This is a genomic window from Pseudomonas wadenswilerensis (assembly GCF_900497695.1).
Classification (GTDB): Bacteria; Pseudomonadota; Gammaproteobacteria; order Pseudomonadales; family Pseudomonadaceae; genus Aquipseudomonas; species Aquipseudomonas wadenswilerensis.
In genome coordinates this window covers 207,940-222,422 of the sequence record NZ_UIDD01000003.1, presented here as the reverse complement: position 1 = coordinate 222,422, position 14,483 = coordinate 207,940, and the positions used below count along the sequence as shown (strand labels likewise).

Here is a 14,483-nt window from a genome sequence, read left to right as displayed (position 1 = left end):
TGCTAACGCCCGCTACGCCGTTCCGCCCGCGCCACCCGCTGAACCTCCTGGCGCACTTCGTCGAGCACCTCCTGCACATAGGTGATGTGCCGGCTGGACACTTCGCGAGCATCTTCCGCACGCCCTTCGACAATCGCCAGGTACAGCTCACGGTGCTGGCTGATGAGCATGTCGCGAGTTTCGGCGCGCTGTTTGTACATGCCGCCGATGTTGGTCACCACGTTGCGCTTGAGCAGGTCGAACAGGCCACGAATGGTGTGCAGCAGCACCGCGTTATGGCTGGCTTCGGCGATCGCCAGGTGGAAACGCGCATCGGCCGCGCCCTCCTCGGCCCGGTCCACTTCATCGGCGCGGGCGTAGCAATCCTGCAAGGTGTCGAAGGCCGCCTTGAGCCGCTGGCGATCAGGCTCGGTGGCGCGGATCGCCGCATAATAGGCGCAGGATGCCTCCAGGGTATGCCGGAATTCCAGCAAGTCGCGCTGCGCTTCAGGGTTGCTTTCGAGCAACTGCAGCAGCGGGTCACTGAAGGTCGAGCCGAGCGATTCGGCCACATAGTTGCCACCGCCCTGGCGGCTGACCAACAAGCCCTTGGCCACCAGCTTCTGGATCGCTTCGCGCAACGACGGTCGTGACACGCCGAACTGTTCGGCCAGCGCCCGCTCGGCAGGCAGGCGCTGACCGGCCGTCAAGGTGCCTTCGAGAATCATCCCTTCCAGCCGCTCGACGATATCGTCGGACAAACGGCGTTGGCGGACCTGATCAAAAACCATCACATGCTCTCCACATCCCGAGTGCGTTCGGGGCTGTCTATTCTGGCGCATCCGCGACCCGCCGACACCCATCAGTTGGCAAATTTCCCTGCCGCTCAGGCCCGTGCCCCCGCACAAATCCGACGAAAGTTTTCCTGGGACAAATTGACACAGCCGCAGCGAGGCTTTTAACCTAGCGCCTCGACATTGTAAATTGGTCTTACCAATTATCCAATGCCAGTGCTGACCAACAACAATTAGGGGCCACCCCATATGCAAACCTGGCAACAGCTTTACAGTCCGCTTGGTAGTCTTGGCCTGTCCGCGCTCGCGGCAGTCATCCCGATCGTGTTCTTCTTCCTCGCGCTGGCGGTGTTCCGCCTCAAGGGTCATGTGGCCGGCAGCATCACGCTGGGCTTGTCGATCCTGGTGGCGATCTTTGCCTTCCAGATGCCTGCCGACATGGCGCTTGCCGCCGCCGGATATGGCTTTGCCTATGGCCTGTGGCCAATTGCCTGGATCATTGTCGCCGCGGTGTTCCTCTACAAACTGACGGTCAAGAGCGGCCAGTTCGAAGTGATCCGCAGCTCGGTGCTGTCGATCACCGATGACCAGCGCCTGCAGGTGTTGCTGATCGGTTTCTGCTTCGGCGCCTTCCTCGAAGGTGCGGCAGGTTTCGGCGCACCGGTAGCCATTACCGCCGCTCTGCTGGTGGGCCTGGGCTTCAACCCGCTGTACGCCGCCGGCCTGTGCCTGATCGCCAACACTGCGCCAGTGGCCTTCGGCGCCCTGGGCATCCCGATCATCGTTGCCGGCCAGGTTACCGGTATCGATGCGTTCAAGATCGGCGCCATGACCGGTCGCCAGTTGCCACTGCTGTCGCTGTTCGTACCGTTCTGGCTGGTGTTCATGATGGACGGCCTGCGCGGCGTCAAAGAGACCTGGCCTGCCGCCCTGGTGGCCGGCTTGAGCTTTGCCGTAACCCAGTACTTCACCTCGAACTTCATCGGCCCGGAACTGCCGGACATCACCTCGGCCCTGGCCAGCCTGATTTCCCTGACCCTGTTCCTCAAGGTCTGGCAGCCCAAGCGCTCGTTCGCCAGCGCCACCGGCAGTGTCGGCGCTGCCGTGGTCCAGGGCGGCGGCAGCCAGCCTTCGCCCTACAGCTTCGGCGAGATCTTCAAGGCCTGGTCGCCGTTCCTGATCCTCACCGTGCTGGTCACCATCTGGACCCTCAAGCCATTCAAGGCTGCCTTCGCTGCTGGCGGTTCGATGTACAGCTGGGTGTTCAACTTCGCCATCCCGCACCTTGATCAACTGGTGATCAAGTCCGCACCGATCGTTGCCACCCCGACGGCGATCCCGGCGGTGTTCAAGCTCGACCCGATTTCCGCCACCGGTACCGCGATCTTCTTCTCGGCGCTGATCTCGATGCTGGTGCTGAAGATCAATTTCAAAACTGGTCTGACCACTTTGAAAGAGACCTTCTTCGAACTGCGCTGGCCGATCCTGTCGATCGGCATGGTCCTGGCCTTCGCCTTCGTCACCAACTACTCGGGCATGTCCTCGACCATGGCGCTGGTATTGGCCGGCACCGGCGCGGCGTTCCCGTTCTTTTCGCCGTTCCTTGGCTGGCTAGGCGTGTTCCTGACCGGTTCCGACACCTCGTCCAACGCCCTGTTCAGCTCGCTGCAGGCCACTACCGCGCACCAGATCGGGGTCAGCGACACCCTGCTGGTAGCAGCCAACACCAGCGGCGGCGTGACCGGCAAGATGATTTCGCCGCAATCGATCGCCGTGGCCTGCGCCGCCACCGGCCTGGTCGGCAAAGAGTCGGACCTGTTCCGCTTCACCCTCAAGCACAGCTTGTTCTTCGCCACCATCGTCGGCCTGATCACCCTGGTCCAGGCCTATTGGCTGACCGGCATGCTGGTTCACTAAAGTGTCAGGGGCCGGGCGCGTTGTGGCGCGCCCGGCAGCCGCCCCTTTAACCAACGCTGCGAGACCCCATGATCATTTCTGCCTCTACCGATTACCGCGCAGCTGCCCAACGCAAGCTGCCGCCGTTCTTGTTCCACTACGCCGACGGCGGTGCTTATGCCGAGCACACGCTGCGCCACAACGTCCAGGACCTGGCCGGCATCGCCCTGCGCCAGCGCGTATTGAAGAACATGTCCGAGCTGAGCCTCGAGACCCGATTGTTCAACGAAACCCTGAGCATGCCCGTGGCCCTGGCGCCGGTCGGCCTGACCGGCATGTACGCGCGCCGCGGTGAAGTGCAGGCTGCCCGTGCGGCAGCGGCCAAAGGCATTCCGTTCACCCTGTCGACCGTATCGGTGTGCCCGATCGAAGAAGTGGCACCCGCCATCGACCGGCCGATGTGGTTCCAGCTCTACGTTCTCAAGGATCGCGGCTTCATGCGCAACGCCCTGGAGCGCGCCAAGGCTGCTGGCGTCACCACCCTGGTGTTCACCGTCGACATGCCGGTACCCGGCGCTCGCTACCGTGATGCCCACTCCGGCATGAGCGGCCCGAATGCACCGCTGCGCCGGGTCTGGCAGGCCATGACCCACCCACAGTGGGCCATGGATGTCGGCCTGCTGGGCAAGCCCCATGACCTGGGCAACATCTCCGCCTACCGCGGCAGCCCGACGGGCCTGGCCGACTACATCGGCTGGCTGGGCGCCAACTTCGACCCGTCGATTTCCTGGAAAGACCTGGAGTGGATCCGTGAGTTCTGGGAGGGCCCGATGGTGATCAAGGGCATCCTCGACCCGCAAGACGCCAAGGACGCCGTGAAGTTTGGCGCCGACGGCATCGTCGTCTCCAACCACGGCGGCCGCCAGCTCGACGGCGTGCTGTCCAGCGCCCGCGCCTTGCCAGCGATTGCCGACGCGGTGAAAGGCGACCTGAAGATCCTCGCCGACTCGGGCATCCGCAGCGGCCTGGACGTGGTGCGCATGATTGCCCTGGGTGCCGATACCGTGCTGATCGGCCGCGCGTTCCTCTACGCCCTGGCTACCGCCGGCGAAGCCGGGGTGAAGAACCTGCTGGACCTGTTCGAAAAAGAAATGCGCGTGGCCATGGTGCTCACCGGCGCCAAATCGATCAGCGAAATCACCCGCGACTCGCTGGTCCGCGAACTGGGTGCCTGATTGCCGCACCTTCGAATCACAGCCTGATTGACCGGGGCACGCGGCGCACCAGACGCCACGGCCCCGCGAGGAGATTGCATGAGTCTGCCCGCCGCGTTCCTCGACTCGGTAGCCCGCCTGATACCCGGCGAGCGACGTTTCGACGACCCGCTCTCGACCCTGGCTTTCGGTACCGATGCCAGCTTCTACCGGCTGATCCCCAAGCTGGTGGTGCGGGTCGAGTCCGAAGATGAAGTGGTCGCCCTGCTCAAGCTGGCCCAGCGCGAGCGCGTGCCGGTCACCTTCCGCGCCGCCGGCACCAGCCTGTCCGGCCAGGCCATCAGCGATTCGGTGCTGATCGTGCTCGGCGATAACTGGAACGGCCGCGAGATTCGCCACCAGGGCCAGCAGATCCGCCTGCAACCCGGGGTGATCGGCGCCCAGGCCAACGCCTGGCTGGCCCCCTTCGGGCGCAAGATCGGCCCGGATCCGGCCTCGATCAACGCCTGCAAGATCGGCGGTATCGTCGCCAACAATGCCAGCGGCATGTGCTGCGGCACCGCGCAGAACACCTATCACACCCTGGCCGGCATGCGCCTGGTGCTGGCCGACGGCACGCGCCTGGACAGCGAAGATCCGGCCAGCGTCGCCGCCTTCGAACAAAGCCACGCCAGCTTGCTCGATGAGCTCACGCGCCTGGCTCGGGAAACCCGCGCCAACACCGAACTGGCGGCGAAGATTCGCCACAAGTACCGCCTGAAGAACACCACCGGCCTGTCGCTCAATGCCCTGATCGACTACGACCAGCCGCTGGATATCCTCAGCCACCTGCTGGTCGGCTCCGAGGGCACCCTGGGTTTTATCAGTGCGGTGACCTACGACACGGTGGTCGATCACCCGAACAAAGCCTCGGCACTGATCGTCTTTCCGGATGTGGAAACCTGCTGCAACGCCGTCACCGTGCTCAAGAGCCAGCCGGTATCGGCCGTGGAGCTACTTGACCGGCGCAGCCTGCGCTCGGTACAGGACAAGCCCGGCATGCCGGCTTTCGTCCAGCAACTGTCCGACGGCGCCTGCGCACTACTGATCGAATCGCGTGCGGCAACCCAGGCGTTGCTGCACGAGCAGCTGGCGCAGATCATGGCCTCGCTGGCGGGCTTCCCGGTGGAAAAGCAGGTCGACTTTACCGAAGACGCCAAGGAGAACGCCAAGCTCTGGGCCATCCGCAAGGACACCTTCCCCGCCGTCGGCGCAGTACGCAAGACCGGCACCACGGTGATCATCGAAGACGTGACCTTCCCGGTCGAGCAACTGGCCATCGGCGTCAATCGCCTGATCGCCCTGTTCGACAAGCACCGCTACGACGAAGCCATCCTGTTCGGCCACGCCCTGGAAGGCAACTTGCACTTCGTCTTCACCCAGGGCTTTAACAGCGCCGAGGAAGTCGCGCGTTACCAGGCCTTCATGGACGATGTGGCGCAACTGGTGGCGGTGGAATTCGGTGGTTCGCTCAAGGCCGAACACGGCACCGGGCGCAACATGGCGCCCTTCGTCGAGCTGGAATGGGGCAGCGATGCCTACCGGTTGATGTGGCAGCTCAAGCGCTTGCTCGACCCCAATGGCATCCTCAACCCGGATGTGGTGCTCAGCGAAGACCCGCAGATCCACCTGAAGAACCTCAAGCCACTGCCCGCCGCCGACGAGATCGTCGACAAGTGCATCGAATGCGGGTTCTGCGAGCCGGTCTGTCCCTCCAAGGGGCTGACCCTGAGCCCGCGCCAGCGCATCGTCATGTGGCGCGATATCCAGGCAAAAAAACGTGCTGGCAGCGATACCCGCGAACTGGAGCGCGACTACCAGTACCAGGGCATCGACACCTGCGCGGCCACCGGCCTGTGCGCCCAGCGTTGCCCGGTGGGTATCAACACGGGTGAGCTGGTGAAAAAGCTGCGCGCCCAGGCGGCGGATCATGTCAAGACCGCCGACTGGCTGGCTGACAACTTCCACACCGCCCTCAGCGGTGCGCGCTTTACCCTGCAGGCGGCCAATGGCGCCCGTCGCTTGCTCGGTGCGCCGCGCCTGAGTCGCCTGAGCGCCAGCCTGAACACGCTCAGCCATGGCCGCGTGCCGCAGTGGACGCCAGCCATGCCGCAACCGCTCAAGGCCGTGCAGTTCACCCCGGCCAGCAACGACGCGCGACCGCGGGTGGTGTACCTGGCAGCGTGCGTCTCGCGGGTGATGGGCCCGGCGGCGGCTGATCGCGAGCAGACTTCACTGCTGGACAAGACTCGCGCCCTGCTGGAAAAGGCCGGCTATCAAGTGATATTCCCGGACAACCAGGACAACCTGTGCTGCGGCCAGCCGTTTGCTTCCAAGGGCTACGCCGAACAAGCCGAGCACAAGCGCCAGGAGCTGATCAACGCGCTGCTCCACGCCAGCCGCGGCGGACTTGACCCGATCTACTGCGACACCAGCCCGTGCACCTTGCGCCTGGTTCAGGACCTGGCCGAAACGCGGCTGGACCTGTATGACCCGGTGCGCTTCATCCGCACCCACCTGGTCGACAAACTGGAGTTCACGCCCCAGGACGAGCCGATCGCCGTACACGTAACCTGCAGCACCCAGCACCTGGGCGAAAGCCAGGCATTGATCGACCTGGCGCGGCGTTGCAGCAAGCAGGTGGTAGTTCCCGAAGGTATTCATTGCTGCGGCTTTGCCGGCGACAAGGGCTTTACCACCCCAGAGCTCAATGCCCACTCGCTGCGCAGCCTCAGGGATGCGGTGCAGTACTGCAGCGAAGGGATCTCCACCAGCCGCACCTGCGAGATCGGTCTGTCGAACCATGGCGGGATCGATTATCACGGTCTAGTTTATCTGGTGGACCGCGTGACCCGGGCGCGAGCAATCTGAACCCTAGGCAAGCAGTGCAGTCCATCCATTTAGGCCCCTGTTTCCCGAGGCCTTTCCAGCCAAGGAGATTCACATGAAGCGTACTGCGATTTCCGGACTGTTCATTGCCGCCGCACTGCTTGCCTCCCCTGTGTTCGCGGAAGAAGACCTGTGTGCCCTAAACCTGCAGAAGATTGAAGATGCCACGGCCACCGCCGGAGCTACCTCCGAAGGTATGGACAATGCCGTGGCCGAGCATGTCAAGGACGCCAAGGCTGCCCAGGCAGCGGGCAACACGAAAGACTGCATTGCTATTACCAGCAAAACTCTGGAGCGCCTGGAGAAAACCGAGAAAGGCAGCAACGGCCAATAACCCGTCTGCCGGGCGATGTTAGGCCAGCAGTCGACGTCGCCCGACCGATGGCGTATACTCGGCCTTGAGCGTTGAAAAACGCTTACAGCTAGAGCGCAGCAAATGGGGCCGATTAGGATTCGACGCCGGTAGTGAAACTCTAGGTGCATGCCGAGTTGGTAACAGAACTCGTAAATCCACTGTTGCAACTTTCTATAGTTGCCAATGACGAAAACTACGAGGGTTACGCTCTCGCTGCGTAAGCAGCTGAGCCCGCTCTCCTGGTAGCTTCGGCTCCAGCAATCACTAGGGGATGCCTGTAAACCCGAAGTGATTGTCATACAGAACAGGATCGCCGTGCAGTACGTTGTGGACGAAGCGGCTAAAACTTACACAACTCGTCCAAAGCACCCTGCCCGTCGGGCGGCTGCGGATTAACTCAATAGACACGGCTAAGCATGTAGGACCGACAGCGGATCACTGGCGGACGGGGGTTCAAATCCCCCCGGTTCCACCAAATTTTCTTCCCAGGAAGACCCAGAAAAGCCGTAAAGCCTAGATAAATCAAAGCTTTACGGCTTTTTTCTTGCCCGTGTTTTCCCACCTGATCCCAGGGCATCCCACGGTTGACGGGGGCATATATGGGGGCATAAAACTCTCATCTGCTCGCTCGGAGAGGATGTGCCCCCAATGCCCCTGAAAGACACCAACTGCCGCAACGCCAAGCCCCAGGACAAGCCATACCGCCTGTACGACGAACAAGGTTTGTACCTTGAAGTGCAGCCCAACGGAGGCCGTTACTGGCGCTTGAAGTACCGCTTTCTGGGAAAAGAAAAGCGCCTGGCGCTTGGTGTTTATCCTGAGGTCGGCCTGCAGGAGGCACGACGCAAGCGTGATGATGCTCGTGTCCAGCTCGCCAGCGGCCAAGACCCTTCGCTGCAAAGACGCATGGCCAAGGTGGTCAGCCAGCTCGATCACCAACACACCTTTGAATCGGTCGCTGAGCAATGGCTCACTATTCGCGAATCAACCTGGGATCCGGAATACACCCGCACGGTGCGGCAGCGCCTTGAGCTCAATGCCTACCCCTGGTTGGGAAAACTCCCGATCAGCAGCATCAGCACGCCCATGCTGGTCGAAAACCTGCAGCGCATCATCAAGCGCGGTGCTCGCGAGACGGCACGTCGTGTAGCTCAAATCTACAAACAGATTTTCGAGTTCGCCGAATCTGCCGGTATCACCCCGCCCAACCAGATAGGGAATCTCTCACGGACGCTCCCAGCCAAGCGGGTAAAACACTTTGCTGCCGTGACCGATCCTGAAAAACTCGGCGCACTGCTCAAAGCACTGGATAGCTACACGGGAACAATGCCTGTTTGTTGTGCACTCAAACTGGCCCCGTTGCTGTTCTGCAGGCCCGGTGACCTGCGCCACATGGAGTGGTCGGAGGTCAATCTGGATGCGGGCGAGTGGTTGATTCCCGGCCACAAGATGAAAGGGCTCACTGCCACCAAGCAGGATCGGCCGGACCATTTGGTTCCTCTCAGCCAACAAGCAGTCGCGGTTCTGCGCGAGCTGAAACCACTCACCGGCAGACATCCGTACGCCTTCCCCTCGGCACGAGGAGGCGACCGGCCGATGTCCAACAATGCCGTACTCAGTGCGTTACGCCGCATGGACATCACCGGCGACGAAATGACTGGGCACGGCTTTCGTGCGACAGCGAGAACCATAGGCGCTGAGGTGCTGGGGTTTCGCCCCGATCTTCTGGAGCATCAGCTTGCTCATACGGTAAAAAATCCGCTGGGACGTGCGTACGATCGAACCACCTTCTTGCCGGAGCGCCGTGAAATGATGCAGATCTGGGCCGACTTTTTGGACTCGATAAAACGCTGAATGCAAGCGCCCCCATCAGCCAGCGAGCCTTCAAGCTAATACGAGCACTATCTTATCGCTCCAGTACTGGCTGAATTGCTAAACTGCGCCGATTTGGCGCCTGTAATGCGCCAGACGCAGTCCAAAAGGAATTCCTACCGATGTCAGCCTTATCAGCTTTGCTGAATACCTACCGCAGCGCTTCTGTCACCGAACGCGAAAAAGGTACTTACTTCGAAGAGCTGGTTTGCACTTACCTACGCAACGAAGCCACCTACCGCGACCTTTACGACAAAGTATGGACGTATGCAGAGTGGGCGAAGGAACAAAGCCTCAGTGGTAAGGATGCGGGCATTGATTTAGTGGCTCGCACCCAGGGCACCGGCGAGTACCACGCCATCCAGTGCAAGCTGTACGCCGCGGACTACAAAGTCCAGAAGAAGGACATAGACAGTTTCTTCACTGCCTCGGGCAAGGCGCCGTTCTCGCACCGCGTCATCGTCGCCACCACCAACAACTGGAGCGAGCACGCCGAGGACGCGTTGCAGGGCCAGCAGCCTCCGGTCAGTAAAATCGACCTGCAAGCCCTGGAAGACAGCCAGATAGACTGGGCCAAGTACCAGCCCCATCAAGCCGTCGCGCTCAAGGCCAAGAAGCAGCTGCGCGAGCACCAGCAAACCGCGTTGAATGCCGTGGCCGCTGGCCTCAAGGACGCCGAACGCGGCAAGCTGATCATGGCCTGCGGCACCGGCAAGACCTTCACCAGCCTGAAAATTGCCGAGCAGCAGGCCGGCAAGGGCAAGCGTGTACTGTTCCTGGTGCCCAGCCTGTCGCTACTATCGCAGACCCTTACCGAATGGACGCAGGAAAGCGCCACCCCGCTTCACAGCTTTGCCGTCTGCTCCGACAGTGACGTAGGCAAGAAGCGCAAAGCAGAGGATGACGCGGTTCAGGTGTTCACCCACGAGCTACGCTACCCGGCCACCACTAAGGCAGATCGCCTCGCAGCGGAAATGCTCAAGCGCCACGATGCCGAGCACATGAGCGTGGTGTTCTCCACCTATCACTCCATCGACGTGATCAGCCGTGCCCAGGCTGATCATGGCCTGGCCGCTTTCGATCTGGTGATCTGCGACGAAGCGCACCGCACCACGGGCGCCACCTTTGGCGACGATGACGAAAGCAACTTTGTGCGCGTTCATGATGCCGACTACATCCGCGCCACCAAACGTCTGTACATGACCGCCACGCCGCGCATCTACGGTGACAACGCCAAGCTCAAGGCCGAGTCCGGCGACGTAACCCTGTGCTCGATGGATGACGAAGCGCTCTACGGCAAAGAGCTGTTCGTCATCAACTTCTCCGAGGCCGTTCAGCGAGGCCTGCTCACCGATTACAAGGTGCTGGTACTCACCGTCGAGGAGAGCACCATCAGTCGCCGCCTTCAAGAGATGCTGAAGGACGAGAACAACCAGCTCAAGGTAGACGACGCCGCCAAGATAGTCGGTTGCTGGAAGGCGCTGGCCAAGCAGGGATTGGCCGAAAACCTGGTGGGTGATGATCAGCCCATGAGGCGCGCTGTAGCTTTCTGCCAGGTCATCTCGCCCAACTACAAGGGCACCAAGCACAAGGTCAGCTCGATCAACATCGCCAGCATGTTCCAGTCGGTGGTGGAGGCTTATCAGGAGTCAGAAAACATCGATGAGTCCTCACGCATCGTCTGCGAAGCCGCACACGTCGATGGCGGCATGAACGCAAGTGCTAAGGAAGCCAAGCTCAACTGGCTCAAAGAAGAACCGCCAGCCAACACCTGCCGCATCCTCAGCAACGTGCGCTGCCTGTCTGAAGGTGTGGACGTACCGGCGCTGGACGCCGTTCTCTTCCTCACCCCGCGTAATTCCCAGGTGGACGTGGTGCAATCCGTTGGCCGGGTAATGCGCAACGCACCGGGTAAGAAGCGTGGCTATGTGGTGCTGCCCGTGGTCATTCCGGCCGGCATGGAGCCCCACGAAGCGCTCAATGACAACCAGACCTACAAAGTGGTTTGGCAGGTGCTGCAGGCACTGCGGTCGCACGACGACAGCTTCGACGCCATGGTCAACAAGCTCGACCTGATCGGCTCTGACCCGCGCAAGATGGAAGTCATCGCCATCACCGACAAGGCCGAGAAGAAGGCCAGGAAAGCTAGCGGCACCAGCAACGGCCAGGCAGGCAAAGGCCAATACGGCATCGGCGAGAAACGCGCTAAGTACGATGTCGAAGGCCAGATGACCCAGCAGGCCGAGCTGACCTATGAGGTGGGGGAAATCGAGAAGGCCATCTACGCCAAGATCGTCTCCAAGTGCGGCAACCGCCACCACTGGGAAGACTGGGCCAACGATATCGCCAAGATCGCCCGCACCCATATTGATCGTATCCAGGGCATTTTGGAGAACCCTGAATATACCCAGGAGAGAGCGACTTTCGAGGCCTTCGCCGCTGAGCTGCGCGATGATCTCAACGACAGCATCAGCGATGGTGAGATCATCGAAATGCTTGCCCAGCATCTGGTAACGAAGCCAGTGTTCGATGCGCTGTTCGAGGAACACAGCTTCGCCAGCCACAACCCCATGTCCAAGGCCATGCAAGGCGTGCTGGACGCGCTCCATGAGCATCACCTGGCCAAGGAAGCCGACACACTGGAAAAATTCTACGCCAGCGTTCGTCAACGCGCTGCCGGCATCGACAACGCCCAAGGCAAGCAGAAGATCATCGTCGAGCTGTACGACAAATTCTTCCGCAACGCCTTCCCCAAGATGACCGAGCGCTTGGGCATCGTTTACACCCCGGTCGAGGTGGTGGACTTCATCCTCCACAGCGTTAACCATCTGCTGCAACAGGAGTTCGGCCAAACCCTGGGCAGTACGGGCGTTCACATCATCGATCCGTTCACCGGCACCGGCACCTTTATCACACGCCTAATCCAGTCGGGTCTGATCAAGCCGGAAGAGCTAGCGCACAAGTATAGGCACGAGATCCATGCCAACGAACTGGTGCTACTGGCTTACTACATCGCCGCCATCAATATCGAAGCGGCCTACCATGGCGAAGTGATCGACGAGTACACCCCGTTTGAAGGTATCTGTCTGACCGATACCTTCCAAATGTATGAGAAGGACGACCTGGTAGACGCACTGCTGGAGGACAACAGTGCCCGGCGTAAGCGGCAGAAGGATTTGGATATACGGGTGATTGTGGGCAATCCGCCTTATTCAGTCGGCCAAGGTGATGCCAACGCGAATAACGCCAACGTCCCTTACCCCAGTTTGGATACCCGCATCCGTGATACGTACGGAGCGCGCTCTGATGCAACGAACAAAAACTCGCTGTATGACAGCTACATTCGCTCAATCCGTTGGGCCAGTGACCGTATAGGCGATGCGGGCATCATCGGTTTTGTCACCAATGCGGGCTTCGTCGATGCCACCACCGCCGATGGCTTGCGTAAGTGTCTGGTCGATGAATTTTCCAGCCTCTATGTGTTCCATCTGCGTGGCAACCAGCGTACCAGCGGTGAAACCTCACGCAAGGAGGGCGGCAAGATTTTCGGAGGTGGCAGTCGCTCACCTATTGCCATTTCTCTGTTGGTTAAGAACCCAGACGCACATGCCCATGGCCAGATCTATTTCCATGACATTGGTGACTATCTCAGCCGTGAGGAAAAGCTAGAGAAAATTGCGGGCTTCACCAGCGTTGCGGGTATTGAGCAGTGGCAAAAGATCACTCCGGATGAGCACGGCGACTGGCTAAAGCAGCGTGACGGAAGTTTCAACCAGTTCATCGCGCTAGGAGACAAAGACGATAAGAGCTCACTAGCGCTGTTCGCAAATTACTCTAACGGCGTGAAAACTCAACGCGATGCTTGGGCCTGCAATTCCAGCAAAACCAGGCTAGTGGCAAACATGAAAAGCATGATCAGTTTCTACGACTCGGAAGTAGAGCGTTTCAATGCTGCATATCCAGGGCTGGATACTAAAGCACGCCAGACAAAGGTGGATGGGTTTATAGATACCAACCCGGCGCGTATCAGTTGGACGCGAGCCTTGAAGCAGGATCTGGGTAAAGATCGCAATTATGCTTTCGAGGCTGAATGTACAGTGACTAGCCTGTATCGCCCTTTCACCAAGCAATGGTTGTACTTCAATCGTCGATTCAACGAGATGGTTTACCAGATGCCGCGCATTTTTCCCGATGCAGTGGCTGAGAATTTGGTTATCGGCGTTTCTGCCACAGGTGAAAAGGTTGCATTTAGCGCCTTGATTTCTCGCCATGTACCAAGCCTTCACTTCGTGGATATTGAGGGTTCGCAATGCTTCCCCCTGTACCTCTACGACGAAACCGCACAGGCCTCGAAAAAAGATCTCTTTTCCGAGCCCACTGAAGCCGGGCTGCGCCGCCGAGATGCCATCACCGATGCCGGCCTTGCACACTTCCATAATGCCTACCCCGGCGAGCAGATCGGCAAAGAAGATCTGTTCTACTACGTCTACGGCATCCTCCATTCGCCCGATTACCGAGAGCGCTATGCCGACAATCTGAGCAAGGAACTGCCACGCATTCCGGCCGTAAAGAAAGTCGCCGACTTGTGGGCTTTCAGCAAGGCGGGCCGCGCATTGGCCGAACTTCACCTGAACTACGAAACCGTCGCGCCCTACCCGCTGACCATCGAGGCCAAGGGCACGCTGGCCAATGCCGATTACCGCGTGGAGAAGATGAAGTTCGCCAAGAAGGGCGACAAGACCACCGTCATCTACAACCACTGCATCACCCTAAAGGGCATTCCTGAAGCGGCGTGGGATTACGTCGTCAACGGCAAAGCCGCACTCGATTGGGTGATGGAGCGCCAAGCGGTGCGTACCGACAAGGCCAGCGGCATCGTCAACGACGCCAACGACTGGGCCGTGGAAACCATGGGCAACCCCAAGTACCCACTCGAGCTGTTCCAGCGCGTGGTCACCGTCAGCCTGGAGACCCAGAAAATCGTCAAGGCGCTGCCCAAACTCGATATTGGGACAGATAACTAGTTGAGTCCGACAGAACGCTGAGCATTCAGTCAACTACTGCCTTGGTTGGGCCACCCTTTCCCAACCAAGGCAGAGCACCTGCTGATTGCCAGCCCGGCACTCTCATGTTAAATAGTGTCTGTCCCAAGCGATCCCTATCGATCCGCAACGGGCCGCCACGTCGCCCCGGTAACGACGTTAAAAACTTTCGCCTCGTTCGCATCAGCTGAACGGGCCGCATCAGCTGCCATTGGCTGATTTGCGTATCTGGTCAGAACACTCGCAGTCCGTTCTGCCCCTAGAAGCCTTAGTGCCCTAGAACTTCTGTAGCTCACAACGACCTCCGACGCTACCGACCACAAATCTCGGAAACGCGCATATACCTATGCGTGTGGCAAATGCCCCTGCTCGCTATATAGCCAGCCGATATCCGTCTTTTTAC

Annotated in this window: 7 protein-coding genes and 1 other RNA gene; 7 read left to right on the top strand and 1 reads right to left on the bottom strand. The window is 60.2% G+C overall.

The annotated features are described in order from the left end of the window. Nucleotides 1-2: 2 nt before the first annotated feature. A complete protein-coding gene (locus CCOS864_RS04395) occupies nt 3-770 on the bottom strand; it encodes a GntR family transcriptional regulator (RefSeq protein WP_115085219.1) in 768 nt (255 codons plus the stop codon). A 252-nt stretch (nt 771-1,022) separates the two neighbouring features. Between CCOS864_RS04395 and CCOS864_RS04390 the strand changes: the two genes are divergently transcribed. The 7 genes from CCOS864_RS04390 (at nt 1,023) to CCOS864_RS04360 (ending at nt 14,062) form a co-directional block, all read left to right on the top strand. Further along, entirely contained in the window at nt 1,023-2,690 is a 1,668-nt protein-coding gene (locus CCOS864_RS04390) for a lactate permease LctP family transporter (RefSeq protein ID WP_115085218.1), read from the top strand. A gap of 68 nt (nt 2,691-2,758) precedes the next feature. After that, entirely contained in the window at nt 2,759-3,904 is a 1,146-nt protein-coding gene (gene lldD / locus CCOS864_RS04385) for an FMN-dependent L-lactate dehydrogenase LldD (protein ID WP_115085217.1), read from the top strand. A 78-nt stretch (nt 3,905-3,982) separates the two neighbouring features. Then, nucleotides 3,983-6,793 carry an FAD-binding and (Fe-S)-binding domain-containing protein gene (locus CCOS864_RS04380; protein WP_115085216.1) on the top strand — a complete coding sequence of 937 codons (2,811 nt, stop codon included), beginning with the start codon at nt 3,983-3,985 and terminating at the stop codon, nt 6,791-6,793. 73 nt (nt 6,794-6,866) lie between these two features. Beyond that, nucleotides 6,867-7,145, top strand: coding sequence for a hypothetical protein (locus CCOS864_RS04375; protein ID WP_045199770.1), 279 nt, complete (start codon nt 6,867-6,869; stop codon nt 7,143-7,145). A gap of 104 nt (nt 7,146-7,249) precedes the next feature. Then, nucleotides 7,250-7,641: a transfer-messenger RNA gene (gene ssrA, locus CCOS864_RS04370) on the top strand. 173 nt (nt 7,642-7,814) lie between these two features. Then, nucleotides 7,815-9,020, top strand: a complete 1,206-nt coding sequence (locus CCOS864_RS04365; protein ID WP_115085215.1) for a tyrosine-type recombinase/integrase — start codon at nt 7,815-7,817, stop codon at nt 9,018-9,020. Nucleotides 9,021-9,160: 140 nt separating this feature from the next. Beyond that, a complete protein-coding gene (locus tag CCOS864_RS04360) occupies nt 9,161-14,062 on the top strand; it encodes a DEAD/DEAH box helicase (protein WP_115085214.1) in 4,902 nt (1,633 codons plus the stop codon). Nucleotides 14,063-14,483: the final 421 nt, after the last annotated feature.

Bases quoted from the DNA above. Each gene is read 5' to 3' on its own strand.
- lldD (WP_115085217.1), top strand. From the start codon at position 2,759: ATGATCATTTCTGCCTCTACCGATTACCGCGCAGCTGCCCAACGCAAG.
- CCOS864_RS04360 (WP_115085214.1), top strand. From the start codon at position 9,161: ATGTCAGCCTTATCAGCTTTGCTGAATACCTACCGCAGCGCTTCTGTC.
- CCOS864_RS04375 (WP_045199770.1), top strand. From the start codon at position 6,867: ATGAAGCGTACTGCGATTTCCGGACTGTTCATTGCCGCCGCACTGCTT.
- CCOS864_RS04380 (WP_115085216.1), top strand. From the start codon at position 3,983: ATGAGTCTGCCCGCCGCGTTCCTCGACTCGGTAGCCCGCCTGATACCC.
- CCOS864_RS04365 (WP_115085215.1), top strand. From the start codon at position 7,815: ATGCCCCTGAAAGACACCAACTGCCGCAACGCCAAGCCCCAGGACAAG.
- CCOS864_RS04395 (WP_115085219.1), bottom strand. From the start codon at position 770: ATGGTTTTTGATCAGGTCCGCCAACGCCGTTTGTCCGACGATATCGTC.
- CCOS864_RS04390 (WP_115085218.1), top strand. From the start codon at position 1,023: ATGCAAACCTGGCAACAGCTTTACAGTCCGCTTGGTAGTCTTGGCCTG.